The sequence below is a fragment of the Alphaproteobacteria bacterium HT1-32 genome (genome assembly GCA_009649675.1).
Classification (GTDB): Bacteria; Pseudomonadota; Alphaproteobacteria; order Rhodospirillales; family HT1-32; genus HT1-32.
The window spans coordinates 293,375-312,621 of the sequence record WJPL01000002.1 but is presented as its reverse complement, the minus strand read 5'-3'; the positions used below and the strand labels follow the sequence as shown (position 1 = coordinate 312,621).

Annotated in this window: 17 protein-coding genes; 10 read left to right on the top strand and 7 right to left on the bottom strand. The window is 58.6% G+C overall.

Translation table 11 applies throughout. From position 1 onward, the window contains the following. Positions 1–8 precede the first annotated feature (8 nt). The 5 genes from GH722_12925 to GH722_12905 all read right to left on the bottom strand — a co-directional run bounded on the left by GH722_12925 (position 9) and on the right by GH722_12905 (position 5,242). A complete protein-coding gene (locus GH722_12925; GenBank protein MRG72665.1) occupies positions 9–629 on the bottom strand; it encodes an SIS domain-containing protein in 621 nt (206 codons plus the stop codon). Next, the gene (locus GH722_12920; protein MRG72664.1) at positions 629–1,432 is read right to left on the bottom strand and encodes a TIM barrel protein; all 804 of its coding nucleotides are present in this window, start codon (positions 1,430–1,432) and stop codon (positions 629–631) included. Before GH722_12920 ends, GH722_12925 begins: the two co-directional genes overlap by 1 nt. Beyond that, a complete protein-coding gene (locus GH722_12915) occupies positions 1,425–2,393 on the bottom strand; it encodes a nucleoside-diphosphate sugar epimerase (GenBank protein MRG72663.1) in 969 nt (322 codons plus the stop codon). The genes GH722_12920 and GH722_12915 overlap by 8 nt, the downstream gene beginning before the upstream one ends. Before the next feature lie 4 nt (positions 2,394–2,397). After that, positions 2,398–3,177 (bottom strand): enoyl-CoA hydratase/isomerase family protein, encoded by a 780-nt coding sequence (locus GH722_12910; GenBank protein MRG72662.1) that lies wholly within the window; start codon positions 3,175–3,177, stop codon positions 2,398–2,400. A 73-nt stretch (positions 3,178–3,250) separates the two neighbouring features. Beyond that, positions 3,251–5,242, bottom strand: a complete 1,992-nt coding sequence (locus tag GH722_12905) for a tetratricopeptide repeat protein (protein MRG72661.1) — start codon at positions 5,240–5,242, stop codon at positions 3,251–3,253. A gap of 105 nt (positions 5,243–5,347) precedes the next feature. Here GH722_12905 and GH722_12900 point away from each other — a divergent pair, with 105 nt between their 5' ends. The 5 genes from GH722_12900 to GH722_12880 are packed head-to-tail and all read left to right on the top strand — an operon-like array spanning position 5,348 to position 12,456. Next, positions 5,348–7,015, top strand: a complete 1,668-nt coding sequence (locus GH722_12900; GenBank protein MRG72660.1) for a peptide ABC transporter substrate-binding protein — start codon at positions 5,348–5,350, stop codon at positions 7,013–7,015. An 18-nt stretch (positions 7,016–7,033) separates the two neighbouring features. Next, positions 7,034–8,986, top strand: a complete 1,953-nt coding sequence (locus tag GH722_12895) for a tetratricopeptide repeat protein (protein ID MRG72659.1) — start codon at positions 7,034–7,036, stop codon at positions 8,984–8,986. Further along, positions 8,979–10,601: a dipeptide ABC transporter ATP-binding protein gene (locus GH722_12890; protein MRG72658.1), complete on the top strand. Its 1,623-nt coding sequence runs from the start codon at positions 8,979–8,981 to the stop codon at positions 10,599–10,601. The genes GH722_12895 and GH722_12890 overlap by 8 nt, the downstream gene beginning before the upstream one ends. Beyond that, a complete protein-coding gene (locus GH722_12885) occupies positions 10,598–11,548 on the top strand; it encodes an ABC transporter permease subunit (GenBank protein MRG72657.1) in 951 nt (316 codons plus the stop codon). Before GH722_12890 ends, GH722_12885 begins: the two co-directional genes overlap by 4 nt. Next, complete coding sequence (locus GH722_12880; GenBank protein ID MRG72656.1) at positions 11,545–12,456, top strand: ABC transporter permease subunit; 912 nt, start codon at positions 11,545–11,547, stop codon at positions 12,454–12,456. The genes GH722_12885 and GH722_12880 overlap by 4 nt, the downstream gene beginning before the upstream one ends. A gap of 16 nt (positions 12,457–12,472) precedes the next feature. Here the strand turns inward: GH722_12880 and GH722_12875 are convergent, their stop codons facing one another. Together GH722_12875 and GH722_12870 are read right to left on the bottom strand one after the other, a co-directional pair. Next, complete coding sequence (locus GH722_12875) at positions 12,473–12,730, bottom strand: hypothetical protein (protein ID MRG72655.1); 258 nt, start codon at positions 12,728–12,730, stop codon at positions 12,473–12,475. After that, positions 12,717–14,135, bottom strand: coding sequence for a mannose-1-phosphate guanylyltransferase/mannose-6-phosphate isomerase (locus tag GH722_12870; GenBank protein ID MRG72654.1), 1,419 nt, complete (start codon positions 14,133–14,135; stop codon positions 12,717–12,719). The genes GH722_12875 and GH722_12870 overlap by 14 nt, the downstream gene beginning before the upstream one ends. Before the next feature lie 80 nt (positions 14,136–14,215). Between GH722_12870 and GH722_12865 the strand changes: the two genes are divergently transcribed. The 5 genes from GH722_12865 to GH722_12845 all read left to right on the top strand — a co-directional run bounded on the left by GH722_12865 (position 14,216) and on the right by GH722_12845 (position 19,223). Next, positions 14,216–15,034, top strand: a complete 819-nt coding sequence (locus GH722_12865) for a methyltransferase domain-containing protein (GenBank protein MRG72653.1) — start codon at positions 14,216–14,218, stop codon at positions 15,032–15,034. Further along, positions 15,031–15,960 (top strand): ribokinase, encoded by a 930-nt coding sequence (locus GH722_12860; protein ID MRG72652.1) that lies wholly within the window; start codon positions 15,031–15,033, stop codon positions 15,958–15,960. Before GH722_12865 ends, GH722_12860 begins: the two co-directional genes overlap by 4 nt. An 85-nt stretch (positions 15,961–16,045) precedes the next feature. Further along, positions 16,046–17,422, top strand: coding sequence for an aminotransferase class III-fold pyridoxal phosphate-dependent enzyme (locus GH722_12855; GenBank protein MRG72651.1), 1,377 nt, complete (start codon positions 16,046–16,048; stop codon positions 17,420–17,422). 17 nt (positions 17,423–17,439) lie between these two features. Beyond that, positions 17,440–18,663 (top strand): 5-aminolevulinate synthase, encoded by a 1,224-nt coding sequence (gene hemA / locus GH722_12850; GenBank protein MRG72650.1) that lies wholly within the window; start codon positions 17,440–17,442, stop codon positions 18,661–18,663. A gap of 26 nt (positions 18,664–18,689) precedes the next feature. Beyond that, entirely contained in the window at positions 18,690–19,223 is a 534-nt protein-coding gene (locus tag GH722_12845) for a hypothetical protein (protein ID MRG72649.1), read from the top strand. Positions 19,224–19,247 lie beyond the last annotated feature (24 nt).

The window sequence follows — 19,247 nt, the reverse complement described above, 5'->3', positions numbered from 1 at the left end:
GCCGCAGGTCAGAACTTGCGCTGGCTGATCACGTCTTTCGGCATCATGGACAGACGCAGATACTGTGCGAGCAGATGCATCACCGACTGATGGGCATCCTCGACAACGCCGTAATTGTCTCCACTGACATGAATATGGGCATCGGCATATTTACCGCTGCGCCCGCCGGAAAAACCGGTCAGTGCGATGGTGGTGATATCGTTTTCGCGTGCATGGGCAAGCGCCCGGATAACATTTTCGGAATCCCCCGAAGACGAGATCGTCATCAGCAGGTCACCCGGTCTGGCCTGTGTCGCAAGCTGATAAACGAAGACATCATCATAGGAGATGTCATTGGCAATGGCGGTGAGCATCTCCACATTCGACGACAACGAGACGACGCGGGGTTTTACCGTTGTGTCGGTCTGGATTCCCTTGGCGAAATCACACAGCAGATGGTTCGCGATAGAGGCTGAGCCCCCGTTGCCGCAGGAGAATATCTGTCCGTCGCGTTTCAGGACATCGCCCAGCAGGCGCACCGCCTTTGACAGGGCACCCCGGTCAATCGAGGCGGTCGCCAGCGACAGGCGATTGTAATAGGCATCAGCATAGGAGCCGATATCGACAAAATGTTTATCTGGAAACGTCATTATTCAGCCCTTGGAGATTGGACGACAAGCCCGATACCCCAGCGCGACGCCCAACGCAAACCTTCGAGCGTTTTTCCGCGCGGGCTATATTCGCACCCGATCCAGCCAGTATACCCGTCCCGATCCAGTCGGTCGAACAGATGCGGATACCAGATTTCGCCATCATCCGGTTCGTGTCGTCCCGGCAGGCCCGCAATCTGAATATGGGCGATCAGGTTCCGGTGTTCTTCCCAGGCCTCGGTCAGGCTGCCTTCCAGCATCTGCCGGTGATAGAAATCCAGTTGCAGACGCAGGTTCGGACTGTCGATCTGATTGATGATAGCGACCGCATCCCCCGTGCGATTGAGGAAGTACCCGGCGATATCAAACGGGTTGATCGGCTCAAGCGTCAGAACAATTTTTGCCGCCGCCGCAATTTCAACCGCCTTGTTGAGGTTCTCGACAAAGACCGAACGGGCAACATCATGGGTAACATCCCCTTCCACCACCCCGGCAACCGCATGGACCAGCGGGCAGGAAAGTTCCGCCGCCATATCGACGGCACGTCTGATACCGTCGAGGAAATCTGCTGACCGCCCGGGAACGGCTCCCACACCTATGACACCATCTGCCGCAGGCGGCGTATCAATTACCACCAGCTTCAGGCCATAGCGCCGCAGCCGTTTCCTGATCTCGCTCACATCCATCTGATAAGGCGCAGAAAATTCCACCGCTGAAAACCCGGCAGCAGAAGCTATCGCGAAACGGTCCGGAAACCGGTGTTCGGTAAACAGCCAGTCTATGTTTGCCGCGAAATCAGGCATCCTCCTCCAAACCGAGCAACCGCCTCGCCCGGCTGGCAATCCGCGCCGCCTCGTCCAGTGGCGCTGGCTGCCAGTCCGTCCATTCGTTGCTGAACGGGCGGGCTGCTCCCCGTTCGTAAAGGTCACGGTGCAGCGATTCATGCTTTTCAATGGCAAAACCAGGCGGGCTGAATATCCAGACCGGCACTCCGGGCGCACAGGCTTCGCAAACCATCGACACAGAATCGCCCGTCACGACAATGCCATCGGCCAGCGCCAGAAGACCATGATAGGGATTCGGCCCCGGATCATCATAGCGATAGAGATAGCTCGCCGGTGGCAGTTCCGCACTGAACGCATCAATGGATGCCCCTGTCCGACGGCTTGTACTGACCAGCAGGCTGCCACCGACAGTCTCAGCCAGCGCCGCGACAGATTTTGACAGCCGCGCCGCCAGCGCCGGGGGGAAGGGTTTACGTTTTGTCGCCCCGCCCACCAGCACGGCAATCCAGGGGCGCGGCATCCCCTCAAACCTGTCGATCCATTCCTGACCGGCAGCCTTCAGGCCATCCGCATTGATGCGATGCGGCGCACCCGTAACAGGCAGAATGTTGTCAGCAACCGGTGGCTTGTCATGGGCGGGGATGGCCAGCAGATCAAACACTGAAAGATCACCACCGGGGTCCATGATCTGTATCAGGCGTGTCGAGGGGGACTGTTTCCGGACATATCGCGCAACCGCGGCTGACCGACGGCCCGCGGCAATGACCATATCCGGCCAGGGCGCTTCAATTGTTGCTTTGGACGCGGCTGTCAGCGCCCGCAGGGAAGCCCCGAAATTCGGCAATCGGGCGAAGCCGCTGTATTCGAGAGGCTTTTCGACAAAAGCCAGCCCCAGCTTATCGGCAACACCCAATGCCTGATTGGCCGTCCCCGCCCGGGGATCAACCAGAACCCAGATCAGTGGTGTTGCCCCGGCCATACCGTCAGCTGCCGGTAAAGACCGGCTTACGTTTCTCCAGAAACGCCCGGTAGCCTTCCCGGAAGTCCTCAGAATCAAAGCAGGCGTAAGTGCCCGTATGGTCTGCCGGTGTCATCACTTCACCTGACGCCAGCCGGTTTACCAGCGCCTTGTGCCGACTGTTCGCAAGCGGTGCATTACGCGACATGGAAAGCGCAGATTTCATCGCTGCATCCCGAACATCACTGTCCGGTACAACGCGGGTCACAAGATGATTGAGCCGGGCTTCAGCCGCGTCAAAGACCCGTGCCTCCAGCAATATTTCCTTCGCCACCACAGGCCCGGTCACCTGCACCAACACCTCCATGAACATCAGCGGCATGGTGATCCCGAGCTTGCTGACCGGTGCGCCGAACTTCGAGCTTTCGCCGCAGATCCGGACATCGCACAGCGCCGCAATTTCCATGCCCCCGCCGATACAATTGCCGTTGATTGCGGCAACCACCGGCTTCGTGCAATCCCGGATGGCACAGACAGTCTCGAACATGATGGCGCCATAAGCTTCTGCATCGGCTGCCGTCTTGTAGGCTGTCTCGAATTCGCTGATATCAGCGCCGACGCCAAAATGCTCACCGGCACCGGTCAGCACAACAGCGCGAATGCTGTCATCAGCTTCGATTTCGGCAAACCGGGCGGTCAGACCGAGCCACATCGGCAAATTCAGGGCATTCCGCTTTTCCGGGCGGTTCAGGGTTACCGTTGCAACAGCATCGTCGCGGCTGATCAGTATGGCGTCTGTGGTCATGTCATTTCCGTGTTCTGAATATCCTGCGGGCTTATCGCATATCCCGGTACAGGCCGTAAAAGATGTCCGGTGCCTACTCGGCAAACTTACCAAGTCCGTTGCGCAGATCATCCAGCCAGGGCTCATACTTGCGCCAGCGCTGGACGGCCTTGCGGTTGATGGGCTGGCGAACCTGCCAGGCACTCGCCGTCTGGACCAGACGTTTCGTCTTGTGAAAATCAAGGCAGGCGTCGTCCCATTCCAGATCAAGGAAATCGATAATTTCCCGGGTGACCTCTTCCTGATTATCCACCAGTTCCTCGTACTGTACTTCCAGAATCTGAACCGACAGCGTTTTCAGCCAATAGGCCATAAGCCGCTCATATTCCCGGTAATAAGCAGCGAGGTCCTTGAGATCGTAGCTGAAAAACTGGCTTTCCCGGAAATTCTGGAAGTAACAGCTGAGACAGGAATCCATCGGATGCCGCCGGGTATGGATGATCCGGGAACCCGGCAGGATGGTCTGAATGAAACCGAGATTGATGAAATTCGCCGGCATCTTGTCGACCACCCGCGCGGCTTCCGGGGCCAGTTTGTTGATGGCATCGAGGTAACTTTGCCCCATTTCTGCGGCCTCGGCCTCTGTCACCCTGACGGCGCATTCCGGATAATTGATCTGTCCGCGCCATTTGTCGGACAGAGCGACCGACAGGCGGGAGATATCCTTCAGTTCCCCCGCACCATGGGCCTTCGGATGGCTGGCAATGATCTGCTCAACCAGCGTGGTGCCACTCCGCGGCATGCCACAAACGAAAACCGGTTTCCCGCTGCTGTTACCCCAGCCTTTTCGCTGGCGCAGGAAATCTGCCGAATAGGTACCCATGTTGCGGCTGATATAGGCCGTATGGTTCTCCGGCCTGAAGATTTTGCCTGATGCTTTCAGCTGTTCTTTCTTGGCATCATTCGCCCGTCGATAGGCCGCGAATGAACCCTCATTATCGCCCAGTCGCTGCAGAATTTCACCAAGGCCGAAATTATGCATGACCTGTTCGTCCAGCGTGCCTTTCGAGCGGGCCATCGCTTCCTCGAATTGCTGACGCAACTTCTCCTGATCAAGCGCCTTGCCATACAGCGCCAGCTGATAAAGCGCCTGCAGATAATACGGCCGGACTTTCAGCACGTCCTGATACTGGGCACAGGCTTCATCAAACCGGCCAAGCTGTCCCAGTGCCGTTCCCCGGTTCAGCAGGGCATCCGTGTGATCCGGGCGTAACCTGATGGCCTTCTCGAACGCCGGAACAGCCGCTGCCACATCCCCCTGAACCTGCAATGCAACACCAAGACTGTTAAAATATTCCGGCCGGTCCGGAGACAGTTCCGCCGCCCGTTCATAAGCTGCTGCCGCCAGCACAGGCTGGTCACGGCGCATCTCGCAAATTCCGAGTCCGTTCCAGAATTCCGCATTGTCCGGCTCCAGCGCCAGCGCCCGGCAGTAATGGCTGCGGGCATGCAGCAGCCGTCCCCGACGCCGTTCCACATCACCGAACAGGGCATAGCCTGCGGCCATCCCCGGATCCACAGAAACGGCCCTGCGAAGCACGGAAACCGCGTCATCCGTCTTGCCTGCCTGCACCAGACCGACAACCATATTACGTACCGCACCGGGATGCGCCGGTTCAATCTTCAGGGCACGACGAAAAGCCGATACCGCACCGGCCTTGTCACCCGTCTCGTTCAGCGCAGCGCCGAGATTACTGATTGATGTCACATCCCGCGGGCGCAGTTCAATGGCCCGCCGCAGGCTGGTCACCGCCTCCGCAAACCGCTTTGACCGGTAGGCGGAAAGTCCTTTGAGGGCATGGGCCGCCCCCTCGTCCGGGTTTTCAGCAATCAGCATGTCAGCGACCTGTTCCGCCTCTGCCACCTGACCGCCATCAAGCCGCATTCGCCCGATCTCCACCGCTTTCTGCGGCTCCAGTCCGGCGACTTCCTTCAGGACAGACGGCTTTGCCGGAGCCTTTTTCCGTCCCGATGAAGCGGCTGATTTCCGTGACTTACGGGCAGTGGTTTTTCGTGCTGTGCTCATTGATCCAGACTACAGAAGGGAATGGCCACGGAAAACAATTGTAGGCAGTGGCGCAAGCACTACACTTTCCCCTGAGCCGTTTTGCAAGATCGGGAGCATATAACGATGGCACTTAAGCGTCTGAAAACCTGCATAGTCGCGCTCTGTGCTGCCCTGTCCTTTGCCCCCGGCGCACAGGCCCGTGACAGCCTGACCATCGGCATTTCCCAGTTTCCCTCGACATTCCATCCCTCCATCGATTCGATGATGGCCAAAACCTACATTCTGTCGATGGCACGCCGCCCGATCACCACGACGGATGCTGACTGGAATCTTGTCTGTGTGCTCTGTGTTGAACTCCCGACCATTGAAAACGGGCTGGCCCGGCCGGAAAAAACGCCGGACGGGAAAGACGGAGTCGCGATCACCTATAAATTACGTGACGATATTCGCTGGGGTGACGGAACACCCGTAACCACGCGGGATGTCCTGTTCACCTGGGAAGTCGGCCGGCACCCGAAAAGCGGCGTCGGCAATGCAGAGGCTTACCGCCGCATCCTCAGCATCGATATCCATGACGATTACAGCTTCACCCTGCATAACGAGAAGCTGGAATTTGAATATAACAACGTGAACCAGTTCTATCTGCTACCCGAACATCTGGAACGACAGGTGTTTGAGGCAAGCCCGGTCGATTACAAGAACACCACCCTGTTCCAGACCGACACCACCAATCCCGGTCTGTATTTCGGCCCCTATCAGATTGCCGCTGTTCAGCCCGGCACCAGTGTTGAACTGGTGGAAAACCCGACCTGGTTCGGTGCCAGACCAAATTTCGGGAAGATCAGTGTGAAGGCGATTGGCAATACCGCTGCGATGGAAGCCAACCTGCTGTCAGGATCAATCGACATGATTGCCGGAGAACTCGGGGTCACCATCGATCAGGCGATCGCTTTCGAGCAACGCCACCGGGACCGGTTTGATGTGATCTACAAACCGGGGCTGGTCTATGAACATATCGACCTCAATCTCGACAATCCGATTCTTCAGGATGTCCGGGTGCGTCGCGCCCTGTTGCGCGCACTGGATCGCAAAACGCTGAGTGAACAGCTGTTTGCTGGCAAGCAGCCGCCTGCGGAAACCAGCATCAACCCGCTGGACTGGATCTATACGGACGACCTGCCGGATAACAGCTACAGCCCGGATGCCGCCATCGCCCTCCTCGCAGAAGCCGGATGGACCGATATGCGTAATGGTATTCGCCATAATGCAGCAGGCGAGCCACTGCGTTTCGAGATCATGACCACGGCTGGCAACCGTACCCGGGAACTGGTCGAACAGGTTCTGCAAAGCCAGTGGAAAGCCGTTGGTATTGATGTCCGTATCCGCAACCAGCCGGCCCGTGTCTTTTTTGGTCAGACCGTCACCCAGCGGGAATTCACCGCCATGGCCATGTTCGCCTGGATATCCGCACCGGAAAGCGTGCCCCGGACAACCCTGCACTCAACCTATATTCCCACCGCAGAGAACAACTATGCCGGACAGAACTATACCGGCTATGTCAGCCCTGAAATGGACAAGCTGATCGACGAGGTCGAAGTCGAGCTGGATCGCGATAAACGCAAGATCATCTGGACCAAAATCCAGCAGATCTACGCATCGGACCTGCCCGCCCTGCCACTTTATTTCCGGGCTGATGCTTTCATCCTGCCGAAATGGCTGAAAGGCGTTCGCCCGACCGGACATCAATACCCCTCGTCGCTGGAGATCGAGACATGGCATGCGGCTGATTAATCCGGGCATGGGCTGAACATGGCCATATCAACGACCACCGCTTCTCTGCTGGATGAGGGTATGCGTCTGCATCAGGCCGGACATTTCGGGGATGCGGAGGTTGCTTATCTGCATCTGCTCAAGGCCGACCCCAACCATGCACAGGCACTTAATCTGCTGGGTGTGCTCTATCTCACCGGTGAAAGACCGAAAGATGCCGTCAAATGGCTGGCACGAAGACTGAAGCGCGCACCGGAAGACGACCTGGCGCGTCTCAACCTCGGAAAGGCCCTGCTGGCGTCTGGTGATGCGTTCAAGGCAGCCCAGACATTACGGCCACTCTGCGACGCAAGTCCGCAACATGTGGATGCCGTGATCTGTCTGGCCCGTGCAGAACAGAAGCGCGGGAGAATGGCTGACGCAGAAATGTTGCTGAAGGAACTTGCTGAACTGGTCCCGGACAATCCCGAGGTGCTGCTCGAACTGGCAAACCATCACATTGCCACCGGAGAGCCTGTCTCGGCTGAAAAACTGTTCCGGCATATTGTCGGACTTGAGCCTGAAGACATCAACAACCGCTGTAATCTTGCCGCAACACTCCAGAGCATGCACCGGACTGACGAGGCCGCAGAAATTCTGAATCAGGCGCTGGCACTGGACCCGGAGGATTATCGCACCCGTTTTCTGCTCGCCATGAATACCGGCATGAAGGGCGACTTTGCGTCTGCTGCAACCGAAATGGCAGCACTTGTCGACGAGCGACCCGACAATCTGGCAACACATGTGCATTTTGCCGAGATACTGAGTCTGGACAGCCGCAGCGAGGAAGCCGGGGCGCATCTGGCGTCTCTGATAGACAGCGGCGTCGATGACCCGGATATCTGGCATATGTATGGCGTGATCTGCCTGCAACTCGGCCTGACCAGTAAAGCCATCTCGGCGCATCGGCGTTCACTTCGCCTAAACCCGGAATCCGGGACGGGATGGCGACATCTGGCAGCCCTGAAAACCTTCACGGACCGCGATCCCGACCTGACCAGAATGCTGGAAATTTCGAAACGCCGGACGCTTGGCAGTGACAGTCAGATGCATATCGATTTTGCCATCGCCAAGGCATTTGACGACCTGCGCCGGCCAGCCCGCGCCTTCTCACACCTTGCCGCTGCCAACAAGGCGAACCGGGCGACATTCAGCTTCGATATCGCCGCCCATGAAAACTTTATCGACGACCTGATCGCAGCCACAGGGACCCCGCTTCCCCTACCGGAAAACACAGCCCCCGGACCGGTTTTCATCGTTGGAATGCCCCGTTCCGGCACAACACTGGCCGAACAGATTCTGGCCAGTCACCCGAAGGTTGCCGCGGGTGGCGAACTGATGAATCTGCGAAATGCAGTCGCAGAGATCGTACCGGATTATCCGGAAAGCATAACCACCGATCAGGCCAGCAGAATAGCCCGCGCTTATACGGAACGGACCCGACGATATTATGACGGGGCTGACTGGCTGACCGACAAGCTGCCGGAGAACGCGTTGCGCTGTGGCGTCATCGCGCAAGCCTTCCCGAACGCCCGGATTATCCATTGCAGCCGCGATCCGCTGGATATCGGCCTGTCCTGTTATCAGCGGCTGTTCACCGGTCTGCAGCCCTTTGCCTATGATCTCGAAGAACTGGGACGCTATCTGGTTGCCCATAACAGACTGATGACACACTGGCGCAAGGTCTTGCCCGGGCGAATAATTGATTTCGACTATCAGTCTGTCATCGACGATCAGGAAGGTGAAACCCGCCGCCTGCTCACCTTTGTCGGGCTGGACTGGCATGATGGCTGTCTTGACTTCCACAAGACCAGTCGACCGGTTCGTACCGCCAGTGCGACCCAGGTCCGCCAGCCGCTTTACCGGTCGTCCCTGCAACGCTGGAAACTCTATGAGACCCAGCTTGAACCGATGATCGCCATCCTGCGGGCTGCCGGACAGCTGGATGAATAGCCCCTCTTCCCGATTGCTGACGGTAGAGGAACTGACGATCCGGTTTCCGCTGGGTGGGAGGACAGTAACGGCCGTTGACGGCATCAGCTTTCATATCAGCCGCGGTGAAACCCTTGGACTGGTTGGCGAAAGCGGCAGTGGCAAAACCATCACGGCGCAGGCCATACCCCGCATCATCCCACGCCCCGGACGGATTGACGGCGGAAGGGTGTTACTGGACGGAACCGACCTGACCGGACTGTCAGAACGACAGTTGCGCCCGGTTCGCGGACGACGGATCGGCATGATCTTTCAGGAACCGATGTCGTCACTGAACCCGACCATGACCATCGGTGCGCAGGTGGCGGAGACCCTGCAACTGCATACCGGCCTGAAAGGCAGTGAGATCAGGGATCACGCCCGGACCATGCTGGAGCGGGTACGTCTGCCCGATCCCGGCAGCATGATGACGCGCTATCCGCACCAGCTTTCCGGAGGTATGCAACAGCGGGCAATGATTGCCATGGCACTGGCCTGTGACCCGGACCTGCTGATTGCCGACGAGCCGACCACTGCGCTGGACGTTACCGTTCAGGCTGAAATCCTCGACCTGATTGACGAGGCCCGGCGCGATCTTGATATGGCCGTGCTGTTCATTACCCATAATATCGCCGTGGTTGCCCGTATCGCAGACCGGCTGGCGGTCATGCAGGATGGCCGGATCGTGGAGACCGGAACTACGGCAGAGCTGATTGCCAGTCCCCAATCAGATTATGCCCGAAACCTGCTGAATGCCGTTCCCCGGCTGGGGGGTGGACCCCATCCGCGAAAACAACCGGCAGACATCAGCGACCAGCCGGTTCTTGCCATGCAGGGTATGAGTAAAAGCTATCCCGTTGCGGGCAGCCTGTTCGGCGATGCAGGCCGCAAGACCGTGCTGCAACCGACCGATCTGGAAATCCATAGAGGAGAGACCCTGGCGATTGTCGGCGCCAGCGGTTGTGGCAAAACCACGCTAACCCGCTGCCTCACCCGCCTGATAGATGCCGATTCCGGTGAAGTAGTGCTGAATGGCGCAGTTATGGGAGCAGATGACCCGCGCCTGCGTCAGGCCGTTCAGATGGTCTTTCAGGATCCTTTCGGTTCTCTCAATCCCCGCTGGAGCATCCGTGCCATCCTGCGCGAGCCGATGCAGATCGCAGGACAGATATCCGCAGCCCGGCAGCTTCCGGCAATTCACCGCGCCCTGGAACAGGTCGGGCTAGATCCGGCAATGGCAGACCGCTACCCGCACCAGTTTTCCGGTGGCCAGCGCCAGCGCATCGCCATCGCCCGCGCCCTTATCCTGAACCCCCGTCTCATTGTCGCGGATGAGCCGGTCTCCGCACTCGACGTATCCGTACAGGCGCAAATCCTCGACCTGCTGGCTGATCTGCAGGCAGACCTCGGCCTCTCCATCCTGCTCATCAGCCATGATATTGCCGTTGTCGAACGTCTGGCCGACCGGATCGCCGTGATGGCAGAAGGCCGGATTGTCGAAATCGGCCCGACACGCCATATCCTCGACAACCCGCAATCCCCGACAGCCCGCGAGCTGATCGCCGCCGTTCCCCGCCTGCCGGAACGTGCGGCATGACTGGCTGGCTGATTCGGCGCCTGTTCCATGTCACGCTGGTCATGGCGATCATGTCGGTGGTGATCTATGCCCTGATTGGCCTGATGCCGGGCGACCCCATTGACCTGATGATCGCAGCCGATCCGAAAATGACCCCGGCCGATGCAGAGCGACTACGCGGGCTATACGGTCTCGACCTGCCGCTGACAACCCGCTACTGGAACTGGCTGTCCGCGTTATTATCCGGCGATCCTGGCTATTCCCGGCTCTATGGCCAGCCGGTCGGTGCCGTGTTGCTGCCGGCACTTGCTGCCACACTGAAACTGCTGGGCCTTGCTTTTGCCCTGTCACTTCTGATCGCCCTTCCCGTCGGCATCATCGCCGGACTGCGACCGCAGGGCGCACTGGATTATGGCGTCAATTTCGTTGCCTTCGCCGGGGTCTCCGTGCCGCAGTTCTGGCTGGCGCTGCTGCTGATCATTCTGTTTGCCGTCCAGTTGCAATGGCTTCCTGCCGGTGGCCCGCCGCCTGCCGGGGCAGGATTGCAGACCACGCTGACCCATTACATCCTGCCGGTGCTTTGCATCACCATCGCCAGCGTCGGCGACCATACCCGCTTCATCCGCGCATCGGTGATCGACGTGATGCGTCAGGATTATATCCGGACCGCCATCGCCAAGGGCGCCGGACCGGGCCGTATCATCCTGCGTCATACCCTGCGCAATGCCATGCTGCCCGTCGTCACCGTGATTGCGCTGGATTTCGGATTCCTGTTCTCAGGTGCCTTGATTACCGAAACCATGTTTACCTGGCCGGGCATGGGTAAACTCATCTTCGATTCCATCATGGGCAACGATTTCAATCTGGCGCTGGTGGCACTGTTGCTGGCCACTTTCGTCACCCTCGCCGGTAACCTGCTTGCCGATATCGTCTACGCCCTACTTGACCCCCGGATACGCTACAAATGAAGGCGTCAGGCGCCATATCGCCGTTGCGGCTCGCCGCGAGTCGTTTTGCCCGGCACCGCATGGCATTGATATCCGCAATCTTTCTGGCGCTGCTGGCCTTGCTGGTCATCGCGGCCCCGCTGATTGCCCGCCTGATGGATATCGACCCGGAAGCCGTAAACCTTCTGGGCCGCTTCGGCCCGCCGGACGACCAGCATTTGCTCGGCACAGACGAACTGGGCCGCGATCTGATGCTGCGTCTGTTGCTGGGCGGGCAGGTCTCGCTGCTGATCGGTCTGACTGGTGCCCTGGCGGCAGCCGTTATCGGCTCCATCGTCGGGCTGCTTGCCGGCTACATCGGCGGTCGTCTTGACGACCTGCTGATGCGGCTGACCGATTCCGTCATCGCATTACCGGCGCTGCCCCTGCTGATTGTCCTCACCGCCATTGACCTGGAAAAAGCCGGCCTGCCCGCCGCGCTGGCGCAATCGGAACATGTCAGCCTGATCCGCATCATCGTCATCGTCGCCCTGTTCGGCTGGGTAAAGGTCGCCCGCCTGACCCGCGCCTCTGCACTGGCCGCCCGCAACCGTGACTATGTGCTGGCAGCCCGCAGCGTCGGTGCTGGCCCGTTGCGCATCATGGCCTGTCACATCCTGCCAAATGCCACCGGCCCGATCATCGTCGCCACAACCCTGTCGGTCGGCAATGTCATCCTGCTGGAGAGCGTGCTGTCATTCCTCGGCCTCGGCATCCAGCCCCCGACCCCAAGCTGGGGCAACATGCTGACCAACGCCCAGGAACTGATCTGGACTGCGCCCGCCCTCGCCATCCTGCCGGGCCTCGCCATCTTCCTCACGGTCATCGCCGTCAATTTCCTCGGCGACGGATTACAGGACGCCATCGACCCGCGATCAGAAGGGCGGTGATGGTAACGGCCTGTCCTCAGTCCGTGCCTTTTGTAACCACCCGCCAGACCGTCACCACACCGCCGCCCCAGGCGAGCGCCGAGACTGCCGTATCAATGACAGCCCGGATCGTCAGGGGACCGGTGAAAGCCGCGTCATAGTCGATCTGGAAGAACCAGATCAGCAGGGCGGCAATGGCGCTGCCCCCGGCAAGTGCGATCAGGGCTGCCCTGACCCGGTTGACCGGCTTTGCATTACCTGACCCGCCATCCGGCGTTTCATCATCCCCGGCCATAATTATCCTCCAACCGTTCAATATCATCTTCACCAAGATAGCTGCCGGTCTGGACTTCAATAATGCGCAACGGCTCATCCCCGGGATTTGCAAGCCGGTGGGTGGCCCCGACGGGAATGAAAATCGATTCATTCTCATGCATCAGCTTAGTCTCTTCGCCGCAAACCACTTCGGCCACACCATTGACGACCACCCAGTGTTCAGAGCGTTTCGCGTGCCGCTGCAATGACAGGCTGGCACCGGGTTTCACCGAGATATGTTTGACCTGATAGCGTTCCCCCGCATCGACGGACTGATAAAACCCCCAGGGGCGATAGACCCGTTGCGGCGTTGAAGCCGCAGGATGCCCGGCGTCGGTCAGTCGTTTCACGACATCCCCCAGCGAGGCGGCATGTGACCGGTCAGTGACCAGAAAGGCGTCTGCCGTCGCCACGACAACCAGATCCTCAACCCCCAGCGTCACGACCAGCGGACCTGTCGTGTGAACCAGCGAATTGGCTGTCTTTGTCAGCATGACGTCACCTGTCGTGACATTCCCCTGATCGTCCTTGTCACCGATTTCCCACAGGGCATGCCAGCTGCCAACATCGGACCAGCCCATATCGACCGGTACCACCGCAGCGCGTTCCGTATGTTCCATTACCGCGTAATCGACCGAGAGGCCGGAAATGCTCTCAAACGCAGCCGGATCCAGCCGGAGGAAATCCATATCCCGCTCGGCCCGGCGAACCGCCAACTCCGTCGCCGCCAGCAGATCAGGCTGAAAACGCTCCAGTTCGGCAATCATGTCGGAGGGACGGAAAACAAAAATGCCCGAATTCCAGAGATAGCGCCCGTCAGCGAGGTAGGATTCGGCCGTCGCCAGATCCGGCTTTTCAACAAAGGCCCCGACCTCTGCCACACCCGGGGCATCTGCAATCTCCATCCCGCGGAGGATATAGCCGTATCCGGTTTCCGCGCGGCCTGGTGTAATACCGAAAGTCACCAGCCGCCCCCTGTTTGCTGCTTCCGCCGCCTGCGACAGGGCCTCAGAAAAGGCCGCCTTGTCGCTGACGATATGATCCGAAGGCATCAGTACCACCGGTTTGTCACCATGGCGTTCCAGAGCCAGCAGGGCAGCGACAGCCGCAGCCGGTGCCGTATTACGTCCCACCGGTTCCAGCACGATGTCCCCGAGGGGCAGGCCCAGTGTCCGTGCCTGTTCGGCAACGACAAACCGGTGTTCATGATTGCAAATCACCAGAGGTGCTGCGAACTGCGCACCCTGAACCCGGCGCAAAGCGCCCTGCAGCAGGGTTTCGCTGCCGGCCAGCACCTGCAACTGTTTCGGATAAAGCGCACGGGACAGTGGCCAGAGGCGCGTGCCCGAACCGCCGGACAATATGATGGGAATAAGTTCAGACATCACCTTGCTACTTTCACTTTCACGCCTACACGAAAGCGGCCGCTCTGCCAATTACCATCGCCATGCACATTCGCCGGTAAATGACGTATTTTTATAACAAAAACGGTCGCCTGCCCCTTCTGGCCATGCATAATTGTCTCTCGGGCCTGAAAGAATTGGGGGCATATTTGGCCAATACGGGATTAATCGATTTTCCGGACGAACTGTTCCAGCGACTGTCGTCGCTTGGCGTTGGCATCGCCGGACAGCAGCTGGTCGACCTTGGAACCGGTCGCGGTAATTTTGCCCGTGCCTTCGCGGCGCGCGGATGTTCGGTTACCGCACTGGACCGTTCACCTGACATGCTGGTGGAAGCCCTCCAGCCGGAAAGTGATTGTACAGGCTCCCTGAACTACCTGCAGGCGAAGGCAGAAGATACCGGACTGCCCGATGAAGTTTTCGATTGTGTTGTCGCCGGGCAGGCATGGCATTTATTCGACCGGCTGAAAGCAGGTCAGGAAAGTCGCCGGTTGCTGAAACATGGCGGCCAGATTGCCATTGCCCAGATGGACTGGGTACCCCGCAGCGGCGGACCGGCAGAAGCCACGGAAGAAATCATCCAGCGTTACAACCCGGACTGGAACATCCTGTTTCGCCAGTCGAATTACATGGACTGGTCGCGCCAGCTCGGCACCACCGGGTTTCGTGATGTGCAGGAAGCCACCTTCAACACACAAATCGCCGTTGCCCCCGATATCTGGCGACAACGTATTCGTGCCAGCGCAGGCGTCGGTGCCGTTCTGCCGCGGGAAATGGCGGATGCGCTGGACAGCGATCTGGCAGCCACACTGAAAGACAAATTTCCCGGTGAGATGCTGCACGTCTCACATAAGGTGTTCTATCTGGTCGCCCGCGGATGATTCACGTCTTCGGGTCAATCAATCTTGATCTGGTTTTCACCCCTCCGCATCTGCCCGCACCCGGCGAAACGGTCCTCTGCGAAAAGTTCGAGGCATTTCCCGGCGGCAAGGGAGCAAATCAGGCTGTTGCTGCCGCCCGGGCGGGTGGTGATGTCAGGATGATCGGCTGTGTGGGGCGGGACGACTTCGCCGCTCTTCCTCTGGCCGCCTTCACAGAAGCCGGCGTTGATATCAGTGCCGTGGAACGGGTCGATGCCGCTACGGGCTGCGCCACCATCTCGGTCGCACCGGATGGTCAGAACCAGATTATCGTGGCCAGCGGCGCAAACCGTCTGGTCCGGGCAGAACAACTGCATCCGGCCGGTCTTCATCAGGGCGATATCCTGATGCTTCAGATGGAAGTCGACTACACGGAAATATGGAAAGCTGTTGACCTCGCCGCGGCAAATGGTCTGCGCATCCTCCTTAACAATGCGCCGACCGGACCGATCCCTGAGTCGGTTTTACCAAAACTGTCGCTGCTGCTGGTCAATGAGATCGAAGCCATGCAGGCAGCACAGGAACGCCAGTTGCCGGCAGATGACCCGCTGACAGCAGCCACCGCTCTCAATCGCTCATACGGTATCGAACTGATTGTAACGCTTGGTGGTGACGGCGCGGTTGCCGTAACCGGCAAAGGCGGCATCCGCGTCGCTGCCCCGAAGGTCGAAGTTGTCGACACAGTCGGCGCCGGAGATGCCTTTTGCGGTGCGCTGGCGGCAGCTCTGGCAGACAACAAGACGCTGCCGGATGCCCTTGCTTTCGCCAGTGCGGCAGGTGGTCTGGCCTGTCGTCACCATGGCGCACAGGCAGGTCTGGCGACAAAGTCCAAAATTTCAGAGCTGGCTGACAGTCTGAACCCCGCATCCTGCGATCTTCCGGGCTAGGTCAATATTTATCACCATTTGATTGGACGCGGAGGCGGTTTGGCGGCAAATTCCCGGTAGCCTGACCCCACCCGGAGCTAAACCAATGACTTTCATTCCAAATTCCCCCGAAGCCCGTGACGTCGCCAGCCAGCTGCATGGCTATACCAACATGCGTGCGCTTGAGCAGACCGGTCCGATGATGCTGACCACAGGCAAAGGTATCTATGTCACCGACAATGCAGGGAATGAGTATCTCGAAGCGATGAGCGGCCTTTGGTGTGCCTCCCTCGGCTTTGGTGAGGAGCGACTGGTGCGCGCCGCAACCGAGCAAATGCAGAAGCTGCCCTATTATCACACCTTCAATGGTCGCACGACGGACATCTCCATGGAGCTGGCCGAGAAACTTCTTGAGGTCTCTCCCGTCGAAATGTCGAAGGCTTTCTTCTGTAACTCCGGCTCGGAAGCCAATGATACAGCCATCAAGTTCATCTGGTATTACAACAATGCCCTTGGCCGGCCTGAGAAGAAGAAGATTATCAGCCGGGTCAAAGGCTATCACGGCGTTACACTGGCCGCCGCTTCAATGACGGCCCTGCCGAACAACCAGCGCGATTTCGACCTGCCGTTTTCAATGTTCCGGCATACCACCTGCCCGCACCATTACCGTTTTGCCCATGATGGCGAAACGGAAGAGCAGTTTGCCAGCCGCTGCGCCGCTGAACTGGAAGCCCTGATCCTCGAAGAAGGCCCGGACACGGTTGCGGCCATGTTCTGCGAACCGATCATGGGGGCCGGTGGCGTTATCGTGCCGCCCGCCACCTATTATGAAAAAATTCAGGCTGTCCTGAACAAATATGACGTGCTGCTGGTGGCCGACGAAGTGATCTGCGGGTTTGGCCGGACCGGTGAATACTGGGGCACCCAGACATTCAACATGAAGCCGGACATTCTGACCTGCGCCAAGGCTCTGTCAGGTGCCTATATTCCGATCTCTGCCGTCCTGATCAACGACAAGATCTATCAGGCGCTCGCCGACAACTCGAAGAAGATCGGCGTGCTGGGGCATGGCTACACCTATTCCGGCCATCCGGTAGGCTGCGCCGTTGCGTTCGAAACCCTCAAAATCTACGAAGAAACCAACATGGTTGGTCATGTTCAGTCCGTCATGGACCATTTCCAGACGCAGCTCCGCACGGTTCTGGATCGCCCGTTTGTCGGTGAAGTCCGTGGTAAAGGACTGGTCGGCGCTTTTGAACTGGTTGCCGACAAGGCAACGAAACGCTCCTTCGATCCGACACAGGGGGCCGGAAAGGTCATCGAACGTGTCACTGTCGAACAGGGGCTGATCATTCGTGCAATCGGCGACAACATTGCGTTTTGCCCGCCATTGATTATCTCCAGAGAGCAGATCGATGAAATGATGGAAAAACTCCATCGCGCGCTTGATGCAGCAGAGCCGGAACTGGCGGCGCTGGTCTGAGCAACGGATATCCTGTGATGAATTACGAAGCTCATTTTGAAAAAGAACTCGGTCGCCTCAGAACCAACGGTGACTATCGGATTTTCGCTGATCTGGAACGTCCGACCGGGACTTATCCGCATGCGGTAAACCGGCCAGACCCGACAGATGATGACACCCGTCAGGAGGTCACTGTCTGGTGCTCAAACGATTATCTCGGTATGAGCCAGCATCCCGACGTTATCGCCGCCATGACCGAGGCCGCAGAAAGCCTTGGTGTTGGTGCCGGTGGAACGCGCAATATTTCCGGTAACAATCACCGCCATGTCTTGCTGGAACGCGAACTGGCAAGCCTGCATGGCAAGGCATCCGCGCTTCTGTTCACCTCCGGTTATGTGGCCAACCTCACAGCACTTGCGACACTGGCGGAACGCCTGCCGGACTGCGTTGTGCTGTCGGATGCGGAAAACCATAACTCGATGATCGCCGGCATCCGTTACAGCCGGGCAAAAAAACAGGTATTCCGGCATAACGATCCGGCAGATCTGGACCGGCTGCTATCAGACCTGCCCGAAAACTGCTCAAAGCTGGTTGCTTTCGAATCCGTCTATTCAATGGACGGAGATATCGCACCGATTGGTGAAATCATTGATGTCTGCGAGCGCCACGGCGCACTGAGCTATATCGACGAAGTCCATGCTGTCGGCCTTTACGGCAACAGCGGCGCCGGCGTATCAGAACGTGAAGGTCTGGCAGACCGTATTGATGTCATTCAGGGCACACTGGCCAAAGGCTTTGGTGTCGTCGGCGGCTATATCGCGGCATCCGCTGCGCTGACCGACTTTGTCCGGTCTTTCGGCCAGGGTTTCATCTTTACCACCTCCCTGCCCCCGGCCGTTGCGGCAGCGGCACTTGCCTCTGTCCGGAATGTACGGGCAAACAACCAGCTTCGGGTAAGGCATCAGGAACGGGCTGCCCAGGTGAAACGCCAGCTGAAAGCCGCCGGTCTGCCGGTAATGCCATCAGACAGCCATATTGTGCCTGTACTTGTCGGGGATCCGAAGCTTTGCCGGGAAGCCAGTGACCGGCTGATGGAAGATCACGGTATTTATGTGCAGCCAATCAATTACCCAACAGTTGCACGCGGGACGGAGCGCCTGCGCATTACACCGACACCCCATCACAGCGATGAGGACATCGAAAAGCTGGTCTCTGCCCTTCGCACAGTCTGGAACAATCTTGGATTGAAAGCAGCGGCCTGAAACCGCTGACAGGAGTATAAAGATCAATGTATCCCGATAACTCCCTGACACCCAAAGAAGCCACCCGGCTCTGTGGCCTCGGTATACTGATGGGCGGAAGCTGCCCATATGCCGAACTGGCGCAGGCAATCCGCACCCATATTACGGCAGTCACCGGCCCTTCGCTGGAAATGATGGGGACATCCATTGAGTTGCTGCGTTATGAAGGACTGGTTTCAGCAGAAGACCCGGATGGCGATCACATCATTTCCATCACGCCCAAAGGACGGGCTGAATTTGAAACTCTGATGATGGCCAATCTGCGCGATTCCGACAGCGAGTTTTCCCGTCTGGTGATCTCGCTGAAGTTCCGTTTTCTGAAGCTGATGTCTCCGTCACAACAGCAGGCCCAGCTCGACCTTCTGTCCGAACGCACAGAACGCGACCTCGACCGTCTCATCGCACTCCGCGGCAGCTTCGCCGCAGAAGGACGCTTCTTTACAGACTGGGTTGAAAAGGAAATATCTCTTTCCGAACAGCGCCTTGTCTGGCTTGAAAGTCTCCGCGGGGAAATGGGCTGACCTTTACCGCAGCAGCCCGGAACA